This window comes from Bacillus sp. FSL M7-0791 (genome assembly GCF_038627085.1).
In the GTDB taxonomy this organism is placed as follows: domain Bacteria; phylum Bacillota; class Bacilli; order Bacillales; family Bacillaceae; genus Bacillus; species Bacillus safensis.
In genome coordinates this window covers 270,580-296,628 of sequence record NZ_CP152022.1, presented here as the reverse complement: position 1 = coordinate 296,628, position 26,049 = coordinate 270,580, and the positions used below count along the sequence as shown (strand labels likewise).

Below are 26,049 nucleotides of genomic sequence, written 5' to 3'. Positions count from 1 at the left end.
GATCTCCTTATCGGTTTTTAATGGATTGAAATAACTTTCTAACGATGGACGGCTCTTTAAACTCCTGGTTCATGACCATCTCATCAAGCCAATGGGTATCAAATAATTGGTCATCGATATACCGTTCGATACACTGATATCCCGCTGGATGATATACGAAGAGATCCACACCCATTTCATTTAGGAAAATCAGGGCGGCCGCATCAGAACGAGTCAGCTCCCCATTATATTCCGTATGGTATAAAATCACTTTCGGTACGGTTTGTGCGTAATCAAAGGTTTGAATCAGTTCAATGAGATCCTGGCTTAAATGCAGAACCTGCTTGAATAAATAAATACGGACATCTAATTCGGTCTCATTGCCTTCTTTTAATAGCTTCGGATGCTGACAGATTCGAGATATCGCCTCTGCTATCGCACGCTGCGTGCCCTCATATAGATGAGAAAACTGCCACACATTGCTTTTCATTAATAAGTCAGGATCAATCTCTCCAGCAGAAGAAAGTGCATGCTGATAATGAAATTGATAATTCGAAGTCACTTCTTTCGTAAAAGGAAAATGGCGAATGGTCTTCGTCTCTTTCCCCTCCATTAACGTGTGAATGCGATCCCAGTATTCACGCTTGTCTCGTGTGACACCCATCATTTTCGCAAAAAGATTCGGAATCTGTATCGTGTCCCGGTCTGCTTTAAAATTCGGGCGGATAAAGGATCGTTCCTTTGCAATTAAAAACAGCTCATCATACGTGGTCTTCAGCGTAATAGAATGAGGAGTATGATCTCTGAATTGCCACGGCTTATACAGCATTGAATCTTCCGTGTGAAGCACCTCTTCAAGCTCTCTTGTCGAGCGGTACGCCACCGTTGATTTCCTCTCAGGCTTTTCAGTAGGGAACGGCTCAAGCTTTGAAGTCCCCGGGTACTGATCAATAAAAGTCAGCTTTTCTTCTGGATCTAATTCGCGGAACGAATCCTTGCCTTCTGGATGAAATAGCACAACATCACAGCCAATCAGCATGACATAGTAAAGAAAATAAAGCTGACTTTTATTCGCCTCTCCATACCAAATGACAGCCGGCATTTTTTCTTCGATATTGACTTCCTTCAGCCATGGACCTAGATGGTTATTTGAAAACTTCACGACATCCAGCAGGACCCGGCGGAAATCAGGATGCTGAAATCCACCCTCGTGCAGCTGCTTGAAATGCTCAAATACCTTGATCAATGAAAGACGGATATGCCGGTTCATCACAGGGTTTGGATGGCGTACAATCAGCTGTTCACCATCTAAAAAAGCAACAAAGCGATTCACGGACAATCCCTTTTCTTCTTGGTTAATCAAATGAATGCGCTGCAGCGCTTGAAAATGCTCCGGCTCAATATGACGATTGAGTGTTTCACTTAAAATATGCATGCCGTCTGTTTCGTATAATTCATGTAAATAAATAAAATAATCGGTTGCATCATGCGGAGTTCCAAGGACCCGGGCGGCGAGACGCGGCAAAGACAACGTATGCTCGTCCTTTACATAACCGTCTCTTTCAGGGAGCGGCTTTTTCAGCACGTTTTTCCAGGCTTCCTGCTCCGCCCGTGTATGGGTGACATTGATTTCTTTATAACTCACGCCGCTCCTTCCTTTCTCCTATATTTTCTCGAAAGCTACTACTATCATATCATTCAGCCTTCTACTTCTGCTATCGAATCGAAGGCTTTTTTGCGTTCATCATCTGATCGATGACACAAGCGGTGATTTCATCCGCTGCGGCCATGCCAGATGCTGCTGTCGGCTCAAGTGATGGGTCAAAGTCGAGAACTTCTCCATGCCTTGGGGCAAAGCCCATATCTGATTGACGAATGAGCCCTGCATCTAACAGAGAATCACCCGCACCATAGACGTATTCAAGCTGCAGCCTGTCCTTTAGAAAAGCAACAGCATCCCACTTATTAAGCGGCTGTGGAATAAAATAAAGCTTCCGTCCCTGAAGAGAAACCTGCCAGCCTCTCTCCTCGCCCCACAGCTTCAATTCAGCAAGCGGAATGTGAGATAGATACTCATCTTTCATAATCAAATAAAGAAATCTTCCCTCTGCTGTACGGGTACGCTTCACCCATGCCGCAACTGGAAGTTTCGAGATCGCCCTCAGCATCTCTCTGACTGGCATACACTCCCTAAGTCTCTCATCAACAATGGCCTGCCAATCCTCAAGCGGCTTGCCATGATGAAGAATACAGCCTCCATTTGTTGTCACGGCATACTCCGGTTTAAGCTCTTGCTCAAAGAAGGTGATTCGTTCATACTGTGCGGTTGTTCTTGTCGTCACTGGAATGAACCAGCCTGATTGATGAATCGTCTGCAAAGATTTTTTCGTTTTAACAGACATATAGGAAAGCGGCCGTTCGTCCAGCACCTCAACTAAATCATACTCTCCTTCATACGCATACTGGTCAAGCACTCGATGTGAGTAAATCAGCGTCCTGTCTAAATCACTGGCAAATGCAAATGTCTTCATGACGTTTGCTCCAGCGGACGAATTAACCCGCAGCACGTGTAAGACATATTGGCATATTCAATGACAGGAACACCTCTGTCCTCTGCCAAAAGCAAGATATGCTTCAGCTTCTCCTGAGATCCAGGCTGAATCAAGATTTTCCAAGGGATTCTTCTAAGCAGCACACGGGTCGTCTCACCAACTCCCGGCTTAATCAAATGGGTATTTTCAATTTGAAACTCCTGACCGATTGCTTCAATGGATGCCATTCCCCGCCAATCTGCCGGCGTCCCTTGCGAGAGTATGGTTTCTGCTTTCTCTTGTACATTTGGTCCGAGGCTTGAAAATGCTTCTTCAATTGTATCCACATATAGATTGGACACATCCTCATCAAGCAGCTCTTTATAATACTTTGCCCCATGGAAATCATCGGCATTGATCCAGCGGTTGTTTAATACCGTACGACTGACAAGCCCTGATACTGTCGAATTCAAGCAGGCACTTGGAATGAGAAAGTCCTCCCTCGTTCCGTATACATGTGTACAATAGCCGGGGTCTGCCAGCACAGCCAGCTCACTCGAGAGACGTACACCATACTTTTTTTCAAAATCAAGAACAGCTTTTTGGAGCTCTTTCGAAATCGCCCCTTTTCCAGTCCAACCATCGATAAAAGCAATTTCAAAACCTGGATGTTCTTTCAGCATATAATGCAGTGCATTCTCGTCTATTCCGCGGTCGCGAATAATAGAGATGCTGTAATGAGGCAGATCGACACCATACGTCTTTCGAATATATCGTTTGATCAGCACCCCGATCGGTGTCCCCGCACGCGCCAGACTGCAAAGCACGGTTTGGAAGCCTCGCTTCTTCACAATCTGTTCTGCTACAACAGCTACTGCTTCTGCTACCTTTTCCTTACTTTCTTCAAGAGATTGATAGAATAAAGTCATATAAGATGCCGTTGGTTTGTACTCAATTGGCAGCATTTCTGAATAATGCGCACCGCTCTGAATCGAACGCTCCCGCTCTTCTGTACTTTTCTCCATCTCAATAGAGGATAAATCTTTGAGTAAGAAGGTTACATCCTGCTCTGGATAGCTCCCCATCTTTGTATACACATTAGCCATTCACCTTCACCTCGTCTGATAAAGTCACAATATGCACATGCTTCACATGCCGCTCAGCAAATAAGTGAACAAGCGGAAGCAATGCCTCCTGAGAGACCTTTTTCTCAAAAAAGAGAAATACATCATCATATTCACCTTTTGGAATGTTGTACACGTAGTGCTGAATTCGGGCATCCTCTGGATTCATAAAGGTAAACCCATTTTGGACAGCGTATCCATCCTTTTCGACTGGGTGAATAGGGCTTCTCGTTGTTGAATGAAAGAGAACGCCTTCCCCCATGTGTGCAGACAGTCTCATCGGCACATACATCAGCTCACCTGTCCCTAAGCAGAGTGTTTGTTTTCCTTTACGTTCCTGCCGCAGCCTCAATCCCGCTTCAGCAGCTGCTTGGTCGAGCGCTTCCGTATCTGCTGCGTTTAAACCAAAACGGCCCGTTTCATGTATATATGGCGAATGACCAGCCGAATTTGCTGCATGAGAAAGTGAATATGGCGCCTGCTTAAAGAAAGGTTGAAGAGAGTGAAAAGAGAGACTTGGCTGCTTCTCTTGCTCCGCAATCTCATACGAATAAGCTGGCTCATCGAGCGTTTTGCCTCGAAAAATCATCTGCCCTTTTAATAAAGACAATGATGTGATGTGAATTCCAAGCTCCTCTTCAAGCTGGCACATGGCTTTCTCATGCTCCTCCGTCCGCCAGTCCAAAATGGAAAGAATGGTATAAGAATGCCTTGGGTACTTTGCATGAAGGTCACGAATGATGTTGATATTGGTACGGCCTGTCGTGACTTCATCATCTACTAACACGATGGGGCGTTCTGTGCGAAGGAATGTTTCGTCTGCATAACAAAGCTGATCTGTTGCATGCGAATGTTCTTCTTCAAATACCAATGACGGGTCAAGATCCAGCAGCTGTTCACGTGTCGTATGAATGTATGATGCGCCTTCTATCACATCATACACACCATGTCCAAGGGCTGTTGCCGTTTCCGCAAAGCCGATGACGACAGGCTCATTGCCTGCTGAAAGCTTTTCTTCTTTGAGTGTTTCATAGGCTGCCGTTAACACCGTGTGATCATCCGTCTTGAGTGCCTCTACAAGAAGATCTTGGTGCGGGGGCGTCTTTCCCGTTTGCTCTTTGGCATATGCCATCGCTAAAAGACCCGAGACAAGGAGCGGTTTTACTGGATGAACAGGAATATGCTTTCCAAGCACCTTACTAACGAATAAAAAGGCTCTTTTTTTGTTCACCCTTGCCGCCATCTCAAAAAGATGCTCTTTTTCAAGCTGGAGCGCACCTTCTTTAAGGTCAAGCTCAACCTCCATATGTTCCAAGATGTTCAGCGTATGCCGCTTCTGATTCTGTGAGTATGTCGATATAGCTTCTATTTTCATGAAACACCCCGTAAATATCTGACTTAATTAAAATGTGCTCTGCCCACCTGTAATGCGGCTTTGTTTCATTCATCTTATTAGAGAAAGCACTCTTCATCACGCCAACTGTGCCGTCGGCATGTTCCAGAATGCTTAATGCATCCAAGTACTCTTCCTTTGTCACAACGTACATGCTTTGCACTGGCTTGAGATGTGTAGGATGGATCACTGTCTTTCCATGTATGCCGTTGGCTACATCGAGTCTTGTCTCTTTGAGTAAACCTTGTACGTCATCGAATTCAGATAAGGACAGCTCACCGCCCTTAGAAAGCGCACGGATGAATGGTTTTTGTTCCTTTCGTGCAGGGCCAAAATGCTCCCATACAGCACCTGATACAACAAAGGAACGGCCAAAATAATTGATAATATCTGTGATCAAATCAGCAATCAATCTGATTTCATAGATGGTGGTGTTGCGATCACGGCGAATGCCATATAAGCCGCAAAGATCCGTTGCCCCAATACGAATATTCAAAATATATTCTTCATCATTCAGCATGATCTGCTTTAACTTAGACAGCACCGTATATCTTGTTTCTTTTTCTAATAAATCGGGTGTTTCCAAAATGGGCATACCGTACAGCGTTGTCTTCGTTTGTGCGGACGCCTGTTTCAAGCTGTCCAAATAATCCTTCGCATTATGAATAGAACACTTTGGAAATACAAAACCCGTCAATAAACGAAGAGATGGACCAAGCAAATCTGCCATTTTCAGCAGCTGCTTCGGCGAACGAACCCGAATAAATAAAAGCGGCATTTGTTCAGCCATTTCAGGTGTATGCGTTAATTTGTCCGACAGTTTGGCGAGTTGTACCACTAGATTCTGTTCAGCCATTTCCACTTCTTGATCACCGATGGCATCCTCTAAACAAAATACAACAGAGCAAAGCGCTTCATATTTCTGCGACAGCAGCATGTCTGCTATATCCTGTCTTGTCGCAGGCATATACAAAGTAGCACCTAATGCATGCGCAAGTACGTGCCTTGGCGTCATCAAATGCATCGACCCCGGCCGTTTGAAAAAAATATCGTGCTGCCTCGCCTCTGATAAAAACTGAAAATACCGCATGCTGTGCCACCTCCTGTTGTTGAGAGAAAATCGAACAAATGACTTGATGATTCAAAAAAGGATGGAGCCGCTAATCAACTCCATTCCTTTTTGATCGTCCTATTCTTCTTTTGAAGCCGCAGCTTCGTTTGTCACTTCTTGATGTTTCTTCTTATTGATCTTATGAACGATAAACGTTCCGATAAATGCTAGGATAATAATCGCAAAGAATACAAGATGCGGGATTTCAATGTGAGCAGCACTCAAGCCCATTTTGATCGCAATGATCCCGATGAGAATAAACGCAGTATTCTCAAGCTCTGGGATACGATCAATGAGAACAAGGAATAACTGCGCGACTGTACGCATCATGAGAATTCCAAGCATTCCGCCTAATAGTAGAATCCATACTTCCTCAGATACAGCGAATGCTGCAAGAATACTATCAACCGAGAAGGCAAGGTCCATAATTTCAACAGAAATAACAGTTGCCCAGAACACACCAAAGACTCGAATCAACCAGCCTTCTTTTTTCAGTTCCTTCGCTTCATCATCGCCGTCACCTAACCAGAAGTGCTTAATAACAAGCCATGCTAAGTAAGCAGCTCCGAGGACCTTAATCCACCAGAACTTAATAAGCAGCATCCCTACGCCAATGAATAGAAAACGGAAGAAATAAGCGCCAATTAATCCGTAGGTTAATGCTTTTTTACGCTGCTTTTCTGGTAGATGTTTCACCATCACAGCTAATACAAGTGCGTTATCTGCTGATAACAATCCTTCAAGCACGACAAGAGTCCCAATAAGCCCCCAAGAGACAGGGTCTGTTAATACCTCTGCCCACATATGCCAATCAAAAAACGAGGCATATGTATCCAACATATGTTTCAAAATGTCCAACTGGTTTTCCTCCTATAAGTGTAGAAGCATCAGCAGGCTTTCGCCTGCTGCTATTCTTGATCGCTGTTTCTTTCTCACTTAGGAAAAGGCCCTCATATGAGCTTTTGACAGCATCTCTTGAACTGATTTGTTTCTCTTATTTACACTTCTAACCCATAATTTTGACAAAGAGCTGCAAGTCCGCCAGAGAATCCGCTTCCGATCGCGTTAAACTTCCAATCACTTCCGTGTCGGTACAATTCACATACCACAACAGCTGTTTCAATTGAGAAGTCTTCGCCTAAATCGAAGCGAATCAATTCTTCCCCGCCCTCTTCATTTACAACACGAACAAATGCATTAGAGACTTGTCCAAAATTTTGGCTGCGCGCCTCTGCATCATGGATCGTAACTGTAATTCCGATACGATCAATGTTAGCAGGAATTTTCGAGAAATCAACGAGAATTTGCTCGTCATCTCCATCTCCTTCACCCGTACGGTTATCACCTGTATGAGTGACACTGCCGCTCGGATGCTGAAGGTTATTATAGAACACAAAATCTGTATCTTGCTGACAACGATTGTTTGCATCCACCAAGAAAGCCGAAGCGTCCAAATCAAATTCGGCTCCGCCAGAATATTTATTCGTATCCCAGCCAAGACCGATCATCACTTTCGTCAGCCCTGGGTTGGTTTTGGTTAAATCGACACGTTGTCCTTTTGAAAGCTGAATCGCCATATTCGTATCTCTCCTGTCTTTGAAAATAGAAAACTATTGCGTTATCCGATATCTAAGCCAAAGTCCGTTGCAATGCGGGCAAGACCGCCTTGATAGCCTGATCCGACAGCTGAGAATTTCCATTCCCCGCCATGACGGTATAATTCACCTACAATAATGGCTGTCTCAATTGAGAAATCCTCTGCCAAATCGTAGCGAATGAGTTCTTCATTCGATGCTGCATTTAAAATACGTACATATGCGTTAGACACTTGTCCGAAATTTTGACTGCGCGCTTCTGCATCATGAATTGTAATGACAAATGAAATCTTTTCAACACTTGCTGGTACAGCTGCAAGGTCAACATTGACCTGCTCGTCATCCCCGTCCCCTTCACCAGTGCGGTTATCGCCTGTATGTACGACACTGCCGCCTCCGCCAGTTGTTTGGTTGTAAAAGACAAAGTCAGATGGAGAGCTTGCTTTACCTGTCGCATCTAAAAGGAATACACTTGCGTCCAGATCAAAGTCATGTCCGCCGTCATACTTATTGACGTCCCAGCCAAGACCGACGACTACTTTTGTTAAACCCGGATTCGTTTTTGTTAAATCAATTTTTTGACCTTTCGCTAAAGAAATTCCCACTAGGAACCTCTCCCTTCTGTTTAAATATAGTTTCTCGTAATATCTGCAAGCTTCGCATCATTTGTTCCATTTCCAAGCGCCGCAAACTTCCACTCATTCTCGTGACGATAAAGCTCTCCGACGATTAATGATGTTTTTCCTGCATAATCATCTTTTAAATTATATTTCACTAATTCTTGATTGTTTGAACGATCAACGATGCGAATGTAAGCATTTTGAATCATACCAAAGTGTTGGTTTCTTCTAAGAGCATCATAAATGTTCACGACAAACACCAATTTATTCACGTTACCTGGCACCTTGCTCAAGTTGACGAGGACTTGTTCATCATCTCCGTCTCCTTCACCAGTCAGGTTGTCACCTGTATGCTCAACACTGCCGCATTTGCTCTTTAGGTTGCCAAAATAAATCAAATCTTTATTTTCCGTAAACTTATCATTTTTCAGCATGAGCACTGAAGCATCACAATCAACATCAGCGCCGCCTCCGCCGCCAAACAGCTTTCCTAAAAATCCGCCGCCTTGTGAGACAGGGTCCCAGCCAAGTCCAACAAGAATATTTGTTAGCCCTGTTTTCCCTTTTGTTAAATCAATACGTTGACCTTTTTCTAATGTAATCGCCAAATCAATCACTCCTCCAGCATAATAAAAATCTATTTATTAAGCGATGGACCCTATTAAAATCATCATACATGAAAATTCGACAAAATTCATGAAATGACATTGGAGCCTCTTACTCTTTTTTCTATTTACTAGTATATACGATCTATGTTCAAGATAGGTTTCAAACACTTTATATTTTTTTAACGAAAGATGCACATTGGAAATGGTTCATGTCGTTAATGAAGTGTTTCATGTGAAACATTGTCGAAAGTTCCCGATGAACAGCTCTAGCTGATAACGAGTGTATTGATGTGGTTTCATATGTTGATATAGAAAAGATAAAAGCAAAGGATAAACCCTTTCGTTTCCTTCCACCTAAGGATTTCTTTATACTTATATTCAGCATGTTGATGAAAGGATGTTGATGATGCCATCACTTCATATATTAGATCAAGTCGCCATTCCTAAAGGTCAGTCTGCTCAGGAGACATTGATTCATACAACGCAGCTGGCTCAGCTGGCTGAAACGCTTGGGTATGAGCGCTATTGGTTCGCTGAACACCACAGCACAAGAGGGCTCGCTAGTACAGCGCCTGAAATATTAATGGCTCATATTGCGGCTCATACAACGACCTTGCGTACCGGATCTGGCGGTATTTTACTTCCTCAGTACAGTCCTTTTAAAGTAGCAGAGGTCACGCGGCAGCTTGAAGCCCTTTATCCTGGACGGATTGAGATTGGTGTCGGCAAATCTCCAGGCGGGATCGAAAGGACGAGGCTCGCTTTGACAGACGGCGTGCCTAAAGATCTGTCTCAGTTTGACCGCCAGCTGAAGGATCTTCTTTTTTACTTATCAGACAGACTGCCTTCTGGTCATCCGCATACAGGCGTGAAAGCTGCTCCGCTTGTTGATACTCATCCGCCGGTTTGGCTGCTTGGGCTGGGAGAAAATAGTGCCATGCAGGCGGCGGAGCTTGGAATCAACTATATTTTCGGCCACTTTATCCATCCTGCACGCGGCACACAAGCATTTGAGACGTATCGATCACACTTTTCTCCATCTGTCTTTTCTAGGCAGCCACAATCTATGTTTGCCGTCTTTGTCATCTGCGGTGAAACAGATGAAGAAGCAGACAGGATCGCCAGCAGTACAGATTTATGGCTGCTTCGTGTTGAAAAGGGACTGGACAGCCGCGTTCCTTCTATAGAAGAAGCAAGCGCCTATCACTACACCACACAGGAAAAGAAAAAAGTGCTGCAAAACCGCCAGCGGATGATTGTCGGCTCGAAGAAAACGGTGAAAGAGCAATTACAGACCTTGATGGACCGCTATCAAACGGATGACATCATGATTCTGAACAATTCCTTTGATACGATCGAAAAACAACGTTCCTTCAAGCGAATAGCAGAATTATTTTGAAGCCAGCTTTCCAGGCTTCTTTTTTACATTGTCATAAAAAATGGGAAATGTAACATCAAGATGTCAAAATCCTTCCTTCTGTCATCTGATCGCAAATGTGTCTTCTAATCGTTAGCGAACTGTAAACGCATAAGAGGTGTACCTTTTATATAGTAGAGGTACATATTCAATGAACGGTTTACAACGCTGAGAAAGAAGGAGATGACAGACATGAAAAAGAGACTCGATTGGGTTGATGCAGCTAAAGGAATTGGCATTCTGCTCGTGGTCATGGCGCATGTGCCCATTCCAGATTCGCTCAAGCAATTCATTTACTCTTTTCATATGCCGCTTTTCTTTTTACTATCAGGCATGATGTTTCGATCATCCTCATCCCCTGCTCTGTCATTTATTCAGAAAAAAGCCAAAAGCTTACTCTTGCCCTATCTCTATTTCTCCATCATTACGTATGTATTTTGGTTCTCCGTTACCCGTTTTTTCGCATTCAAGGGACAAACGGATATTGATCCTTTCGTTCCGTTTACAGGTATTTTCATATCCAATGCAGATGAAGCAAGACTCACACATAACCCAGCGATTTGGTTTTTAACGACGCTCTTTTTAGTGGAAATTTTATTTTTCTTTATGCATCGTCTTTCTAAAGGAAAACCCGCTGCCGTGATCTTGCTGACTGTTCTTTGCGGAGGTGCTGGATATGCCTCTACCTTGCTTTTAGATCAAAGTCTTCCTTGGAACGCCAATGTCGCCTTGACAGCTGTTGTGTTTTATTCGATTGGATTTTTAGCAAAGCAATGGTTTGTGGAATTAAAAACAGATCCAACCCTTCTTTTATGTACAGGTCTGCTTGTGCTAACGGCTTACATGCAAAGCTTTAATTCACGGATCGATATGCGCGTCAACGACTACGGTGATCTCTTTATTTTCTACGCATGTGCTCTGCTCGGTTCAGCTGCCGTGATTTATTTAAGCTTTAAATTGAAAACATCCCCTATTTTGACGTATCTAGGACGTAATTCTATTGTCATTCTTGTCTTGCAGTTTGCCGGCATCGATATCATGAAAGCATTTGTTTTTTATGGACTCGGTATCAATATTGCTGATACAGCACAGCTCTCTTGGACACTTTTTTATACGATCGGCACATTGCTGCTCATGGTGCCATGTATCTCCTTCCTGAGCAAATACCCGATGCTGCTCGGCAAACCAGCCAACGCCGCTCAACGCTACGAACAAAAAACATCCGCCGGCTGAACAGGCGGATGTTTTTTGGATTAATCATTGATTTGAGAAGGATAAAGTGTCATTCCACCATCTACAAATAAGGTGGTGCCTGTGATATACGCCGCTTCCTTAGAAACGAGGAATGCAGCAGCGGCCCCAATCTCCTTCGGTTCACCAAAGGTTCTCATCGGAATTTTCTCAAGCTGCTTTTGTTTTTTCAATTCATCCTGTAAATCATCATTCGATTCGGTTGCCATGGTACCCGGCGCAATCGCGTTGATTCGAATACCTGCTTCGGCATAATCAAGAGCCAGCGTCTTCGTCATCATATTCATTCCGCCCTTTGAAGTGGAATAATGAACATTGAACGGGCGCGGAATTTCCTGATGGACACTGGAAATATTTAAAATAGATCCTTTGATGTCATGCTCCATCATATAGGCGAGCGCAGCCTTTGCGCCTAAAAATGCACCTGTTATGTTGACATCGATGACGTTTTGCCATTGCTCCAGCGTCATCTCATGCGGCAGCGCTTCTTCCCCGTTGAAGCCTGAATTATTGACGAATACATCTACTGTACCGAAATGCTCCAGTGCTGTATCCATGATGGCTTGGATGCCTTCCTCTTTGGAGACATCTGCGTGTACTTTCACCGCCCCACCTCCGTGCTTCTGAATGGCTTGTACGGTCTCTTCAGCTCCATCTTCATCGCCTTTATAGTTCACAACCACATTCATTTCCTCTTGTCCAAACCGCAATGCGATCGCTTGTCCAATTCCTTTTGAAGAGCCTGTGACAATGGCTGTTTTCCCTTTTAAATCTTGATACATCTTCATTTCCTCCATTCACGTGCTTCATCTTGCTGATACACAATGGTTACCCATTTTGGAAAAAACAAAAACACAACCCTCTGCATTTGTACTCTAAGAGGGTTGTGCGTTTCATCAAGCTAAAAGGTGTTATAAACATTTTCACACGTTTCGGCGGTTGGCTGATAAAAGCAATGCGACTTATACCTTGCCACAAACGGCTGATTGTACCAAGTCGCCGGACAATCGCCAGGCGGTTTAAAATACCAAAGGCTGAATTTTGCCGGCCAAAAACGTTCTCCGTTAATATTTCTCCGCGCAAGTGTTTTTTCCGTTTCTCGTGCTCGCTGATAGAAGTAACCATGCGTGACCGCTTCGAATGCATGCTCCTGATAAATCATTTGTGGAATCGTACGCAGCCCTTTAAAGTCAGAGCAGTTGGCACGCAAACGATTGATGCCCACGTTTCCTACGAGCAGCATCCCTCGCCTCCCTTCACCTTCTGCCTCCGCTCTCAGCAGTCTGGCCATTAAATCAATATCAGAGCTTGTCGCTCTTACCACTGCCATACCTCCACCTCCAGTTCGTTTCTCTTTTATTTTATGTAGCGTTTCTGTGTAGATGACTGCCATTTTGACATGAAAAAGCACGTTCAGTGTCGGCAGCCTGTCTAAATTTGCTGGACATGTGTCTCGCTGCCAACAACACTCAAACCAAGTGACCATATACATAACAGGAAGAAATATTCATTACTATATACTCATTTACAAGTCATAAAAATCCTTCTAATTGCGACATCATCTTCAAAAACAGTCATTTGAACCTATTCAATAATCCGACTCAAAACCTTAAAATATAAAATGTTGAGTTTCTACAGGAGATATCAAATAATAAATTACAAGTTTCTCCTCTCAACTTAGTGTCATTTTTACTACTTGAAGCCAATCAACCTCGGAAACGCACTGAGGTATTGACAGTACTTTCGCTTCATTCTACAGTAAAAAACATACAGTATTTTTCTTTTTGTGCAAAAAGAATGATATGAACTACAGCTTTTCAATGAAATTCACCATAAACCCGAGGAGGAAAACACGCCATGTTTAAAAAGAAATTATCCCTGTTTCTTCTGATCTTGTGTGTAACTGTTGTCGCTGCTGCTTGTAGTGGTGGAAAAGACAAAACAGCTGCGAAAGAAAACGATACCAAAAAATCTCTTGATGCAGCAGAGGTAAAGGTAGAAAGTGCTGAGTACACATTACCACCTCAATACGATACATCTGTACAGGATGATCAGTATGTACTAAAAGTGAATGTATCTGTAAAAAATATCAGCAAAGAGCCTCTCAATGTTGATAAAAGCAACTTCACGCTTTACCAAGATGACGCACAGGTATCTACAATCTCTCCAGATGACTACAACGAAGTATTATCATCAAGCTCTTTAAATGCAGACAAAGTGACAAAAGGCGGTCTTTTCTTTGTTGTTGACAAAGACAAGGACTACCAGCTTGTTTACACAGAGCCAGGAAGCGGATCGAAAAAAGATGACAAAACATTAGAATTCGATATTAAAGGAAAAGACTTAATGAAAAAAGCAGATACACTACAAGCATCTGCAAAAGCTCTTTCTTCTTATATTGATGTGATGATTTTTGGTAAGAAAAACGATGATTTCGAAAAACTAACAGGTGATAACAAATCAACTGTTGTGAACGAATTTGATAAATCATTCAAACAAGGTTACATCACTTCATCAGGTATTTCTTCTAGCTCAGCGAAGGACGAAAACCTTGATAAGCTACTGAAAGCTGTGAAAGAAACATTAGCTGAAAAATCAAAAGTTTCAACAAAAACAAAATCCATCAGTGGTGATAAAGCTGTCGTGACTGTGACTCTGACACCAATCGATGCAAGTCCGCTTGTCGATCGTTTGAAAGAGAAAGCAACTGAGTTCTACAGCAAAAACCGTTCAGCATCTTATGATGAAGCGCAAAAATACTTACTATCAATTTACCCAGATGAGTTTAAAAAATTAGGACCATCATCTTCTGAAGAAACAGTAGAAGTCAACATGAAGAAAAATGATATCGACCAATGGAAACTTGATTTGAACGACTACAAAACAAGCTCATTAGTTGAGAAATTCATCAAGAACTAAAGAAAAACCCCCGATTCCGGGGGTTTTTTGTTAATTTATTTCGGTTGTTTCCTATATTTGATTCCGAAATACAGAGAAGAAAGCAAGAAAATCGACAACCACACCCACTGAATATCCACCATAAATATAGTAATGGCTGCTACTATTAATATAGTGAGGTCCAGCTTTTTTTCATAACGAGAATATTTCATGAAGAAGAATTCCCCTTTTCAGCTTCATATTCTTTCATGATCTCGATTGGATCAACCGCATCTTCCTCTTGTGCGTATTCCTCTACATAAGGAGTTGTTAATTTTTCAAACCTTTGCTCATCGTCTACTAAAGCAATATAGACATCATATCCCTCATAATCAGAAGGGAATAACGTTGCAGTAGAACTACCGGTTTCTAAAGCCTTGTCTATTGCATTTTTTAATTCTAATAAACCTACCCTGTTTCCCAAAATAAAGGCTTCAAAATGATGTGTTTGCTGAGCATATATATTACATAGTCCTAACACATCATCGTCATCTGTTTGATAAGACATATCCGAACTCCTTTCTTTGGTAAAATTAGGATAATTATATCATTTCCTCTTTCATCATGCTATCGCGAGCCTCTTTTATATGAATCTCTGAATATAAAAAAACTTGCAGAATATATCTGCAAGTTTTCTTTATTTCGCAAGCATCCATTTCTCTTTCATAAACAAGCTTCTCACGATAATAAACAAGATGACAACTGCGAGAGCTGAGGAGCCGAGTGTCAGGGCGATGGACATTGGATCGATGATACCAAACATCAATTGCTTACACAGCGCATGAATATTGAGGAATGGGATGGCAAAGTAATACGTATCTAGCTGCGTAGCACCTGCTCTCATGGTAAAGAACATTGGGAGCACACCTAGTGTAATGATCATGGACATGTACGATTGCGCTTCTTTGACTGAGCCCGACATCACACTGAGCAGCAATTCAATCATGGATACCATGAAGGAGAAGATGATTAACGCCGCAAACATAACGCCGATAATGCTCCACATTTGATCACCAAAGTTCAGAGCTTGCTTCAGCTTTTCTGTAAAGAGCAAAGTGGATAGAAGCAGCATCCCGATCGCCACAATCCCACTTAAAATACCGAACATAGAGACAGCGAGCCATTTTCCGATGAGAATCTGGAGTCTGCTGGCCGGCGTCAGGAATAAGGCTTCAATTGATTTTCGGTCTTTTTCACCCGCTACAATATCAAGCGCTGCCGGCAAAGCACCTGAGATCACGGAGGTCACCAAAATCATTGGAAGGAGAATCGACAACAGCATAGCAGTCACTCCGTTTTCCCCTTCATCACCTTCTTCTACATCAACGGACTGCACTTCGAACGGATGAATAACGGACGTATCGATTTGATCCGCTGCTAAACGCTTCTCGACCACCTGGTTTTGATACTGCTCCAGCAACGATTGCAGCATTTGAACGGTGATCACCGAATCATCATCTGTCGTATATCCATGAATTTTAATGGCGAATGGCTTTTGATGCTTGAGCATATCGCCAGCCTCTTTCGGCATTTCCAGGTAAGCATTTGCCTCCCCATCCTTGACAGCTTGCTGCGGATCATCAAATGTTTCAAGGTTTAGGTTTTTGACCTCTTTGATCATTTGGTTCATTTCGGCTGGAAGCTGTTCATTGATGGCGACTGTATAGGCTTTATCCCCTGGATCTGCAATCATGCTTTCATAAAAGAACACCAGTCCAAGCATGGTCAAAAGAGGAATCAGTACGGTTAAGAGCAACGTTTTTCGATCCCTTAGCGCATCTGTCATTTCTTTCAAAAAGACGGTTTTCCACATTATGAAATCCCCCTAGCGAGCTTCGACATAAAGATATAGTTCAAGTCTTCACTTTGTTCCTGTGCATATAATTCTGGAAGTGTCCCTTTGTAAACAAGCTCTCCTTGATGAATCATCATGACACTGTCACAAAGCTGGCTGACTTCTTCCATGATGTGGCTTGAAAAGAGGATCGTTTTATTTTGCTGCTTGAGCTGATGGATAAAATCTCTGAAAATATTACTCGACGTGATATCTAAGCCTGTTGTCGGCTCATCAAATAAAATAATGTCAGGATCATGAATTAACGTTCTGGCAATCGCCACCTTTTGTTTCATTCCTCTTGAGAATCCTTTCACCTTGCGATCCATGTATTGTCTCATCCCAAAACGCTTTGCCAAATCCTCTATTCTTGCTTTGATTTCATGCTGATCTAAGCCATATAATTTGCCAAAGTATTCAAGGTTTTCTCTTGCCGTCAAACGATCGTAAAGCCCCGTCTCTCCACCAAACAAGACACCAATTCGCTTTTTCACTTCTGTTGCTTCTTTCACTGTATCAAAGCCTGCGACAGTGACTGTTCCGTGTGTAGGCTCTAATAATGTGGCTACGGCGCGCAATAATGTTGTTTTTCCTGCACCATTTTCTCCTAGGATGCCAACGACTTCCCCTTCCTTCACGGAGAACGTCATGTGTTTCATCGCTTTCACGACTTTTTTCTTATCTTTAAACCAGCAGCTGCAATCGCTGAGTGTAATCATTTGGTTCGCCCCTTTCAACTTTCTAATCCTATGATAGAAAAAATAACGCTTGCCTGATATAAAAATGTCGCGAAACGTCCTTTTTCTGTCTTGAAATGATCTATTTCAAAAAAACAAATGGTAAAATAGACAAATAATAAGAATAGTCATAGGTGATTTTTATGATAAAAGTAGGTCTCGTCGACGATTACCGAGTAGATTTAGAAAAGCTGCACGCCATTGTAGGCAGGATGGAGGCTGTGGACATCGTCTTTGTCACGCAGTCAGCAGAGGATGCATATGAGAAGGTCAAAAAAGGAGACATTGATCTGCTGTTTGCTGACATTGAAATGCCCGGGATGTCCGGTTATGAATTAGCGGACCTCATTCATTCTCACGCACTGAATGTCGATGTGGTCTTTGTGACAGGAAACAGTGGATATGCAGTCCATGCATTTGATTTGAATGTACATGATTATATTATGAAACCCTACCAAGCTGATCGAATTGCCAAATGCTTAGAGCGTTATATGTCCACCAAGCAGGAGAAAAGCATTCATGGACGGCTTCTCATTAAACAGCAGTCAGATATTCATGTGCTGCAGAAAAAGGATGTCATTTTTGTTGAGCGAACGGGCCGGTCAACAACTATCGTGACAACGACAGGAGATATCCAGACCTATCAGACATTAAATGAGCTAAAGGGCGATCTGGCTGAAAAGGATTTTATCCGCTCCCACCGATCGTTTATCATTAATATTCATTACATTAAGAATTTCTCGGCGTATGCTAAAAATTCGTATATCGTGTCTTTTGAAGGTACAGATAAAAAAGCCATGATGACCAAGCAGCAATTAGAATTCTTTAAGAAATACTATTTTTAAGGAGAACGAACGTGAACGCTTTCTATCTTGGATTTCGCATTTATGCCCTCATATGGTTAGGTCTTGCGTTTCATGCAGCTGCTGAAGCCCTTCTGCCGCTATCATCCATTGTGTTGTGGCTTCTTACCTTTTGCGCGGTGTGTGTTTATACATTTTTCATGTACAAAAGATTTTTGCCTCTTACGAGTGGTGATGTGATATTGGGCGCTTTTATACTCATTACCTGCACAGGCCTTTTGCTGTTTCTAACGCAACAGAATGGGCTGAGCTGTCTTTTGGCGCTCATCATCATGGTGACAGTCGATATCCTCTCATTAAAGGTGATGCAGACAGAGAAACAGTTAAATGGACGGCTTCAAGAGCTCATAAACGCGGAATCAAGAACCAACGAATTACTTCTTGAGCTGCGCAGTAAACATCATGAAACAGCCAGACATTTAAATGCCTTTTCCGCGTCGAACGACGAGCATGAAATCAAAGATTTGATTCAGCAATACGTCAAACATTTCCCATGGATGAAAGGAGAAAATGCATATTTAGCCTCAACCCTCCACCCCTTTTTGGAGCGGGCTGAGAAAGAGGACATTGCACTTTCACTAGACCTTCAAGCACCCTTTTCATCGCTTCCTTTTTCAAAGGCGGATCAGGTTAGTTTTACTGGCAACCTGCTTGATAATGCTCTAGATGCAGCGATTGAAGCGAAGCAAGCCGGAAAAGAGGGCAGCATTTCGGTCACGACCTCTATTCGGAGCGGGCTATTTTTAATCCATTGTGAAAACAGCACAAAAGGTATGGAAAAACACGTGTTAGATCATTTATTCAAAACTTTTGGCCGTTCGACAAAAGGCGGCGATCATCAAGGCATGGGGACGTATATCATTCAACAGCTTGTTCAAAAGGCAGACGGTACACTTGATTTCACTTACCGTTCTCCAAATTTGCGGCTCGTCATCAAAATCCCTCTCACCATGTCATAAAAAAAAGGTGCATAGCTGCACCTTTTTTTAGTGTTACGAGAAGATTTTATCGATTTGATTGATTTCCTCTTCTGTTAGTTGAACATCGTTTGTTTTTAGGTTTTGTAGCACTTGGTCTGCTCGTTTTGCCCCTGGAATAATAGCATCAATGCCATCCTGCGCTAAGAGCCAAGCGAGTGCGACGTGTGCTGTTTCTGCATTCTTTGATTGAGCAATGGCTTTTAGCTTGTCTACTTTTTCGAGATTTGAAAGGAATGCATCGCCTTGGAAAAGCGGGTCCTTTGCTCGAATATCATCAAATGTCGCATCTTTTGTAAATTTCCCGGTCAACAAGCCTGATGCCAATGGGAAATAAGGAATAAAGGAGATCCCATGCTCGACGCAGTATGGAAGAAGATCCTGCTCTGCCTGACGTTTCAGCAGAGAATACTCCGATTGAAGCACGTCTAAGTAGCCATCTTGGTTAAAGGCTTGAAGCTGTTCAAAATTAAGGTTTGATGCACCGATTGCCCTGATTTTCCCTTCATCCTTCAATTCCTTTAATGTGCCTGCTACTTCTTCGAGCGGCGTGTGTCCATCCGGGAAATGCATATAGTACAAGTCAATATAATCAGTTTGCAGTCGTTTCAGGCTATTTTCGACCTGCCCTCTTAAGAAATCACGGCTGTTATCAAGTTCAATTTGGCCATTTACTTCCTTATGAGCTCCTTTTGTCGCAAGGACAAGCTTTTCTCTGCCGCCTCTTTTGGCAATGATCTCACCGATTAATTCCTCTGAACGGCCCAGCCCATAAATAAAAGCAGAATCTAAGAAATTGACACCTTGATCAAGAGCCGTCTCCACAAGCTCCCGTCCAGCATCCTCACTAAGATTCGGGAATAAATTATGCCCACCTACTGCATTCGTACCAAGCCCTATCGGATTTACCTGCAAATCAGTTCGTCCAAGCGTTACCTTTTTCAAAAGCTCATCTCCCTTATCTACATAATCATCCTTATTTTCCCACGAATCATTTCCAACATTCAAGTATACCGCTCTCTAAAAATCAACCTGCGGGTGGACGCCGCGAAAATAGAAGATGCGTATGATGAAGATAGACTAAAACGAAAAGGAGATCTTGTCATGACCATTCAAATTGTCATCATTATGATTATTCTGCTTTTAAGAACAGGCAAGGAAAAAGAAATCCGCCCCATCAGGCTTCTCATAGGACCGCTCATTTTATTAGGCACACTCTCTTATTCCTTTACCCAGCATATTGAAATCACGGCGATGAGCCTGCTTGCAATGATTGTCTTTGCACTCGCAGGTTTTGCAATCGGGCTATGGAGAGGTAAACTATACAAAGTAACATATGATCAACAGTCGGGGCGTATCACCGCCGCCAGCTCACTTTATGGAACACTTTTTTTCATCGGAATCATCCTTATCCGGATGACAGTAGGTTCAATTGTACAGGATGGCGGTCATTCCCTGATCATTTTCGCAAATGGCCTGACATTCCTTCCAATCGGCAGTATGATCGGCTTACGTTTTATTCTTTTAAAAAGATATATGAACATCAAGGCATCTGCTGCTATCAACTGACAGACAGGAGTTTTTGATATGAACCTTCAGCAGCCACTCAAGCTTTTAGGTCAAATAAGGCGGAAATTCGTATTAGGCCTTGTTTTGACCTATATGTATATTCAAATGTATGAGCCCCTTTCATTAGGCGAATTGGTGTTTCGCACCTTCGTCTATTTGGTGTTTCTCCTTTGTCTTTTTCCAAAAAGCAAGCTGTCACCTAAAAAGCAATTTTCTATGCTCCTCTTGATGTGGATTTTGACACATCTTTTGTGGCTGGTGACAGGTCAGATTCAAGACAGTATTGGACTGACCTTTTTTATGATCGGCTTTATCGCTTTTCGTTTTTCAGAGGCGCATCATCCCTATCTATTTGCTATCATCTTTTTCACCAGTGGGATCAGCTATTATATAAACGATTTTTCTTGGAACATGGTGATCACTCTCCCGCTATTCCAGCTGCTTGTGTATACACTTGTTTTGATTTCTAGAATGCGTCGGCGTGAACAGGAATTAAAGGAAGAACACTTCGGAGAACTGCAATTGGTTCACAAGGAATTATCAGAAGCCCATGAACAATTGAAAAAGGCGCATATGGAGCTTGAAGAAGCGACCGTTCAGTCACTCCAATTTGCAGTGCTCGAGGAGCGAAGCAGAATTGCACGTGACCTGCATGACAGTATCGGTCACCAATTAACCTCGATGATTGTCCAGCTGCAGTCTTTGCCCTACCGTTTAAAGCAGGAAGAACCAGAGCAGATGACGCAGACGTTTCAGGAGCTGATCCATATTTCTAAAAATTGTCTCACCGAAGTTCGTTCTGTGGTTCATCATATGGCGTCAGATGATGCAGGTCTCGGACTTGCCGGACTTCGCAGCCTCATCAAGCAAGGAGAGATATCGGGTGAGCTTGACATTCACTTTCATACAGAGCAGCTTACGTATAAAAAATGGCCGCTCTCCGTATCTGAACTGCTTTACCGCATTTTACAAGAAGCCATCACCAATACAATTCGCCATGCCAAGGCCACCGCAATGACCATTACACTATCTAACGACCAGCATGAGCTGATGATGAACATTGAAGACGATGGATATTTGACCAGCGAAAAAGATATTTCATTTGGCTTTGGACTGTCAGGCATGAAGGCACGGTGTGACGCAGCAGGTGGTTCCCTCAAGACGTCCATACGCGAGCCGCACGGCTTTTGTATCCATGTTCACATTCCTATCAAGGAGGACTCCGAGACATGACAAACCCTATTAAGATTGGCATTATTGATGATCAGCCGCTGATCCGCCAAGGATTTCGTTATATTGCAAGCGCTCAAGAGGATATTGACGTCATATGGGAGGCGTCAGACGGTCAGGAGGCGGTTGAGCTTTGCTCGATCAACACACCAGACGTACTGCTGATGGATGTACAAATGCCTGGAATGGATGGCATCACAGCAACAGAGCACATTTTAAAAAAGCATCCAGATGTAAAAGTTGTGATTCTCACGACCTTTGATACGGAAGAATACGTCTTTGACGGAATTCGTGCAGGGGCAGTCGGTTATTTGCTGAAGGATACAATGCCTGAGGAATTAATTGAGGCCATCCGCACCGCCTTTGCTGGTGAATCTGTATTTCGAACGGCAGCCTCTGAGCACATGATGACACGAGCTCTTCAGCAGGCAAATGATACACATCACACTCATCTGCTTCACGAATCATTCACAGAACGTGAACGCGATGTATTACAGCAAATGGCCTATGGCTTAAAGAATGAAGACATTGCTGATCAATTATTTATCAGCAAAAGTACGGTAAAAACGCATGTGCACCGTATTTTACAAAAGCTCAATGCACAAGACCGTACACAGGCTGTCGTCTTCGCCATCCGGCACCGCCTCGTGAAATAAAAACTGCCTTCACTTCAAGATTTTTATACAAAAAACATTTAAAACCTAAAATAAATCTATAAATTAATACTTATTAACTAGTATATTATGCTTATTTAATTCCTTATTTTATAGGTGATTGTGTTAAAAACTATCAAAAATAGGGACTAAAACCTATTCCTCATCATGAATGAATTTCGATAGAATGAATAGTGCAAATCGTCATTAGGATATTTTCCCCTTTAACACCCGAATATACCAATCTATCTGTTTCTTTTTTCTTAGTCAGATAGCGGGAATGAAATGACGAAAGAAAAGCAAAGGAGCTTCAACTGTGAATCTTAAAAAATTAAGTGCACTCCTCATGATTTCATTCGTGATGATCATCTCTGCAGCCTGCCAGGGCTCAGCCAAATCAACCGACGCTGATCAAAAGTCAACGAAAACAGCAGAGGTAAAAGTCAATAGCTACGAATATACGTTACCAGAAGACTCAACAACTACCTTGAGAGACAATGAATTGGTGCTAAAAGTCAATCTGACGATCACAAACAAAGGTGACAAAGCCCTTTCATTATATAACTCTGACTTCTCCCTTTATCAGGACGACGCCAAAGTATCTGATTTAAAATTCTACGGCAGCAAAGACCGTCTTGACCTTGGTTCATTGAACAAAGGCAAGTCACTTTCAGGAGCTCTTTATTTCCTAGTAGACAAAGGGAAGAAATATCAGTTCGTCTATCAGGACAGTATCAAGAAAAACAGTGATTCCATCCAAATCGACCTAGATGGAAACAAAATACTCGATTCAGCAAAAAAGCTGGATAACCCAGCAAAAGCGTTATCCGCTTATACCGATATTATTGTTTTTGATAAAAAGAACGATGAATTCGCAGATTTAACGGGTGACAACCAATCGGATGTCGTCAATAAATACCATGAGATGTTTGTAAAAGACTTCAAAAGAAGTGCAGGAATATACGGAAATGAAGTGAGTGACCGAGATATTCTGTCGATGTACAAACGCATTCAAAACACCATGAAGGATAAAGCGAAAGTAGAAACAAGTGTGAAAACCATCTCTGATGACGAAGCAAAGGTTGTCGCTCAAGTAACAGGCATTGATGCTTCTAACTTAAAAGACAAGCTAGACAAGCAAAGAGACGAGTTTTACAACGGGAAAATCCGTTCTAAAGAAGAATTGTATAAAAAAAGCTTAAACATGTACGCATCTGAATTCGAAAAACTTCCTCCCGTTTCCAGCCCAGCTGAATATGAAGTGAAAATGAAACGTAATGGGGATGGTCAATGGAAAATTGACCTCAATGATTATAATACAGAGCAGTACATGAGTGGTTTTATTAAAACGAGATAATCTAAAAAAGACGCTGGCCTCTGAAGGAGCCGCGTCTTTTTTAGATTTTATACTGTCGCCTCTTGCTCTTCTTTCACCGCTTTTTCGATATCTTTAAAACGGCTCGATACAGTCGACGCACTAATGCCATACTTTTTCGCTACTTGTGCTTGAGAAAGCGGGGCATCGCTTGCAAGTGAATGAATGTAGTATTCGATTCCGGCAGCAAATGACGCTGCTTTACGGATCACAGGTGATTTCTGATCACAGTAGGCTTTCCAAACCGTTAAAGCACCATCTGTCAGGCTTTGATCACCGTGCTCCTTCATTCCGTCTTCAATCAGCTTAGCAGTTTCCAGCTGGACGTCACTTGCCCAGTCCATACGATCTGCTGATAGACCTGCATCGCCTTCTGTTTGAGCAGGTGTTTCTGATTCTTCTACTTCTTGCTTCGCAAACATACACTTCAGCACATCAGGGAATGATTCTCTCATAAATGTGCTGCGCGCCCCTCCATTTGCTTCATATGCGTCAACAAGCTGGCGGACTTGAAGAAGAAGAGTATCTGTAAACTCTTTCGCAAACATCGTATATTGAATGAAAAACTCTGCCTTTTCTTCAAATTGAACAGGAAAACCAAGCACGAGACTTCCCTTTTCAGGCAGTACCGTTTGATCAGGTTTTACATCTACTTCAACTTTCTCCGCTGTTACCATATTCTCAAAGTAAAGAGACTCGTCCGTTTTTTCATTTAATAAAAGCAAAGATGGCTCCATGTCTGTCCAAGATTGGACCACTTGTCTTGTTTTCGGACGGGTAATATCTTCTGCTTTCTTTGTCAGGAACTCTTGGAAAATGGTCTCTTTCTGATCAGTTAATGGACGGAAGAAGATGCCCCATACACTCAAATGGAAAACTGAGATTTGTTGCGTTTCTTTATCCATATCTGCAAGGAAAGAAAACTCATTAATGAATTGATTGATCGCTCTCTGATGCTTAGAAAAAGCATAATTCATTAAATCCTTTTGAACTTGAACAGCTTCCTTAAACACAAGCTCAGACGTTTGTTCTCCGCCTGATTTTTGACCACAGCAATGTTTATATTTTTTTCCGCTTCCGCATGGGCAGAGCGCATTTCGTTTAATTTTTCCCAAAATAAAACCTCCGACATTCTAGTCTAACCTCACTATTTTAACAAACGATTGCACAGGAGGGTTTTATTTTCAAGAAAAAAGAAAAATCTGAATGATCAGTTAAATTATAAAATCACCTGAAGATCACGATAGATCATAGGAAAGACAGACTTTCTCTGTTTATTTTCTCCAATCATACCAACAGATTTTCCTCAGCTCATTCCTTCGAATAACTGCTTTGCCTCAAAATAAAAGATTTGAACGAATTTCTTCGTATTGACCCTGCCTGTCGATCCTGAGGGAGAAGATGTCTTCTGCATTTCTTTCATTCTTTGACTGACATCGGTAAAATCGAAAAACTTCGACGCGTAGTGCTCAAACTTAGGATTTGAGAAATCTGTTAATCCTAGTGAGGCAAAATGATTCAAGGAATGATGAATAGCTCGTCTAATCCGCTGCTCCGCCGCTTTCACTTCCCGCATCACCTCTACATCGGTTGCACCATGATCCAGTTTTCTTTCTGCTGTTTTGATAAACAGCTGCTTTAGCGGCGGGAAATTGACCTCATGCGAATTAGCTGACTGTGTTTCATGTAAGTAGATGAGTATCTCCAGTAAATCCTTAGAGCCGCTCTCACCGACAATTCCCAGCTCAGATAAGAGGAATTCCCCAGCCTCTTTCATCGTTCTTCTCTTCGCCCCAGCGCCCGCACCTTGAGAAATGACAGGCTCTAATGGCAGCACGTGGCGAAGAGAGGCTTGTATATCGCAAATCGATTTTTCCAGCTTGATACGCTCCATGACTTTTCGAATCACACTGACGATTTCAATGCGATTGACAGGCTTATGGATATAATATTCAATCCCTAGTTCATAGGCTTCTGCCATCATCTCTTTCGCCTCTACTTGGGAAATCATAATGACCTTACCTTTGAATTCAGGGTGGATATGGCGGATGGTTTGAATGCCATCTCTAGCAGGCATTAAAAGATCAATCAAAAGGATGTCTACTTTCTTGAGGTTCAGGGAATGAGCCTCTAATCCAACTCCGTCACCCGCTTCATCTACGACCTCTCCCAAATCCTCATCCTCTATGATTTGACCTAAAATCGAGCGTATTGCACGATCATCATCTGCAATGAAAAATCGCAT

Annotated in this window: 26 protein-coding genes; 9 read left to right on the top strand and 17 right to left on the bottom strand. The window is 42.5% G+C overall.

Annotation, left to right across the window (positions count from 1 at the left end; all coding sequences use genetic code 11):
* Positions 1 to 7 precede the first annotated feature (7 nt).
* The 9 genes from MHI08_RS01615 to MHI08_RS01575 form a co-directional block, all read right to left on the bottom strand.
* Complete coding sequence (locus MHI08_RS01615) at positions 8 to 1,624, bottom strand: YceG family protein (RefSeq protein ID WP_103132607.1); 1,617 nt, start codon at positions 1,622 to 1,624, stop codon at positions 8 to 10.
* Between the two features lie 70 nt (positions 1,625 to 1,694).
* A complete protein-coding gene (locus MHI08_RS01610; protein WP_342499920.1) occupies positions 1,695 to 2,510 on the bottom strand; it encodes an HAD family hydrolase in 816 nt (271 codons plus the stop codon).
* Entirely contained in the window at positions 2,507 to 3,616 is a 1,110-nt protein-coding gene (locus MHI08_RS01605) for a cysteine protease StiP family protein (protein WP_024424352.1), read from the bottom strand. Before MHI08_RS01605 ends, MHI08_RS01610 begins: the two co-directional genes overlap by 4 nt.
* Entirely contained in the window at positions 3,609 to 4,940 is a 1,332-nt protein-coding gene (locus tag MHI08_RS01600) for a phosphoribosyltransferase family protein (RefSeq protein WP_342500182.1), read from the bottom strand. Before MHI08_RS01600 ends, MHI08_RS01605 begins: the two co-directional genes overlap by 8 nt.
* A complete protein-coding gene (locus MHI08_RS01595) occupies positions 4,930 to 6,117 on the bottom strand; it encodes an HpcH/HpaI aldolase/citrate lyase family protein (RefSeq protein ID WP_342492224.1) in 1,188 nt (395 codons plus the stop codon). The genes MHI08_RS01600 and MHI08_RS01595 overlap by 11 nt, the downstream gene beginning before the upstream one ends.
* A 99-nt stretch (positions 6,118 to 6,216) precedes the next feature.
* Positions 6,217 to 6,996: a TerC family protein gene (locus MHI08_RS01590; protein ID WP_024424355.1), complete on the bottom strand. Its 780-nt coding sequence runs from the start codon at positions 6,994 to 6,996 to the stop codon at positions 6,217 to 6,219.
* A gap of 140 nt (positions 6,997 to 7,136) precedes the next feature.
* Positions 7,137 to 7,715 (bottom strand): TerD family protein, encoded by a 579-nt coding sequence (locus tag MHI08_RS01585; RefSeq protein ID WP_007498343.1) that lies wholly within the window; start codon positions 7,713 to 7,715, stop codon positions 7,137 to 7,139.
* A gap of 41 nt (positions 7,716 to 7,756) precedes the next feature.
* A complete protein-coding gene (locus tag MHI08_RS01580; RefSeq protein WP_034623949.1) occupies positions 7,757 to 8,338 on the bottom strand; it encodes a TerD family protein in 582 nt (193 codons plus the stop codon).
* Positions 8,339 to 8,358: 20 nt separating this feature from the next.
* A complete protein-coding gene (locus tag MHI08_RS01575; RefSeq protein ID WP_024427228.1) occupies positions 8,359 to 8,961 on the bottom strand; it encodes a TerD family protein in 603 nt (200 codons plus the stop codon).
* Positions 8,962 to 9,367: 406 nt separating this feature from the next.
* Between MHI08_RS01575 and MHI08_RS01570 the strand changes: the two genes are divergently transcribed.
* Together MHI08_RS01570 and MHI08_RS01565 are read left to right on the top strand one after the other, a co-directional pair.
* On the top strand, positions 9,368 to 10,360 hold the full coding sequence (locus MHI08_RS01570; protein ID WP_125587133.1) for an LLM class flavin-dependent oxidoreductase: 993 nt from the start codon (positions 9,368 to 9,370) through the stop codon (positions 10,358 to 10,360).
* Positions 10,361 to 10,570: 210 nt separating this feature from the next.
* Complete coding sequence (locus tag MHI08_RS01565; protein ID WP_133744714.1) at positions 10,571 to 11,611, top strand: acyltransferase family protein; 1,041 nt, start codon at positions 10,571 to 10,573, stop codon at positions 11,609 to 11,611.
* Positions 11,612 to 11,631: 20 nt separating this feature from the next.
* Here the strand turns inward: MHI08_RS01565 and MHI08_RS01560 are convergent, their stop codons facing one another.
* Positions 11,632 to 12,411 (bottom strand): glucose 1-dehydrogenase, encoded by a 780-nt coding sequence (locus tag MHI08_RS01560; RefSeq protein ID WP_024427225.1) that lies wholly within the window; start codon positions 12,409 to 12,411, stop codon positions 11,632 to 11,634.
* A gap of 119 nt (positions 12,412 to 12,530) precedes the next feature.
* Positions 12,531 to 12,959, bottom strand: a complete 429-nt coding sequence (locus MHI08_RS01555; protein WP_024424361.1) for a cell wall hydrolase — start codon at positions 12,957 to 12,959, stop codon at positions 12,531 to 12,533.
* A 527-nt stretch (positions 12,960 to 13,486) separates the two neighbouring features.
* Here MHI08_RS01555 and MHI08_RS01550 point away from each other — a divergent pair.
* Positions 13,487 to 14,548, top strand: a complete 1,062-nt coding sequence (locus MHI08_RS01550; RefSeq protein ID WP_024424362.1) for a DUF4352 domain-containing protein — start codon at positions 13,487 to 13,489, stop codon at positions 14,546 to 14,548.
* A 187-nt stretch (positions 14,549 to 14,735) separates the two neighbouring features.
* Here the strand turns inward: MHI08_RS01550 and MHI08_RS01545 are convergent, their stop codons facing one another.
* From MHI08_RS01545 to MHI08_RS01535, 3 genes are all read right to left on the bottom strand, one after another.
* Positions 14,736 to 15,074, bottom strand: coding sequence for a hypothetical protein (locus tag MHI08_RS01545; RefSeq protein ID WP_103132614.1), 339 nt, complete (start codon positions 15,072 to 15,074; stop codon positions 14,736 to 14,738).
* 129 nt (positions 15,075 to 15,203) lie between these two features.
* Complete coding sequence (locus tag MHI08_RS01540) at positions 15,204 to 16,379, bottom strand: ABC transporter permease (RefSeq protein ID WP_224427076.1); 1,176 nt, start codon at positions 16,377 to 16,379, stop codon at positions 15,204 to 15,206.
* Positions 16,379 to 17,119, bottom strand: a complete 741-nt coding sequence (locus MHI08_RS01535; protein WP_025092774.1) for an ATP-binding cassette domain-containing protein — start codon at positions 17,117 to 17,119, stop codon at positions 16,379 to 16,381. Before MHI08_RS01535 ends, MHI08_RS01540 begins: the two co-directional genes overlap by 1 nt.
* A 161-nt stretch (positions 17,120 to 17,280) precedes the next feature.
* On the opposite strand from MHI08_RS01535, the gene MHI08_RS01530 reads away from it, so the two are divergent.
* Together MHI08_RS01530 and MHI08_RS01525 are read left to right on the top strand one after the other, a co-directional pair.
* A complete protein-coding gene (locus MHI08_RS01530; RefSeq protein WP_025092773.1) occupies positions 17,281 to 17,982 on the top strand; it encodes a LytTR family DNA-binding domain-containing protein in 702 nt (233 codons plus the stop codon).
* Between the two features lie 11 nt (positions 17,983 to 17,993).
* Positions 17,994 to 18,959, top strand: a complete 966-nt coding sequence (locus tag MHI08_RS01525; RefSeq protein ID WP_326350021.1) for a GHKL domain-containing protein — start codon at positions 17,994 to 17,996, stop codon at positions 18,957 to 18,959.
* A gap of 33 nt (positions 18,960 to 18,992) precedes the next feature.
* Here MHI08_RS01525 and MHI08_RS01520 read toward each other — a convergent pair whose 3' ends face one another.
* On the bottom strand, positions 18,993 to 19,922 hold the full coding sequence (locus MHI08_RS01520) for an aldo/keto reductase (RefSeq protein ID WP_076840805.1): 930 nt from the start codon (positions 19,920 to 19,922) through the stop codon (positions 18,993 to 18,995).
* 159 nt (positions 19,923 to 20,081) lie between these two features.
* Between MHI08_RS01520 and MHI08_RS01515 the strand changes: the two genes are divergently transcribed.
* The 4 genes from MHI08_RS01515 (at position 20,082) to MHI08_RS01500 (ending at position 23,786) form a co-directional block, all read left to right on the top strand.
* A complete protein-coding gene (locus MHI08_RS01515) occupies positions 20,082 to 20,546 on the top strand; it encodes a DUF1453 domain-containing protein (RefSeq protein WP_224427073.1) in 465 nt (154 codons plus the stop codon).
* A gap of 18 nt (positions 20,547 to 20,564) precedes the next feature.
* A complete protein-coding gene (locus MHI08_RS01510) occupies positions 20,565 to 21,779 on the top strand; it encodes a sensor histidine kinase (protein WP_024427218.1) in 1,215 nt (404 codons plus the stop codon).
* Positions 21,776 to 22,432 (top strand): response regulator transcription factor, encoded by a 657-nt coding sequence (locus MHI08_RS01505; protein WP_024427217.1) that lies wholly within the window; start codon positions 21,776 to 21,778, stop codon positions 22,430 to 22,432. Before MHI08_RS01510 ends, MHI08_RS01505 begins: the two co-directional genes overlap by 4 nt.
* A 313-nt stretch (positions 22,433 to 22,745) precedes the next feature.
* Complete coding sequence (locus tag MHI08_RS01500; protein WP_024427216.1) at positions 22,746 to 23,786, top strand: DUF4352 domain-containing protein; 1,041 nt, start codon at positions 22,746 to 22,748, stop codon at positions 23,784 to 23,786.
* A 47-nt stretch (positions 23,787 to 23,833) separates the two neighbouring features.
* Here the strand turns inward: MHI08_RS01500 and MHI08_RS01495 are convergent, their stop codons facing one another.
* Both MHI08_RS01495 and MHI08_RS01490 read right to left on the bottom strand, forming a co-directional pair.
* Entirely contained in the window at positions 23,834 to 24,919 is a 1,086-nt protein-coding gene (locus MHI08_RS01495) for an SEC-C metal-binding domain-containing protein (protein WP_025092766.1), read from the bottom strand.
* Between the two features lie 191 nt (positions 24,920 to 25,110).
* Entirely contained in the window at positions 25,111 to 26,049 is a 939-nt protein-coding gene (locus tag MHI08_RS01490; protein WP_342499919.1) for a response regulator, read from the bottom strand.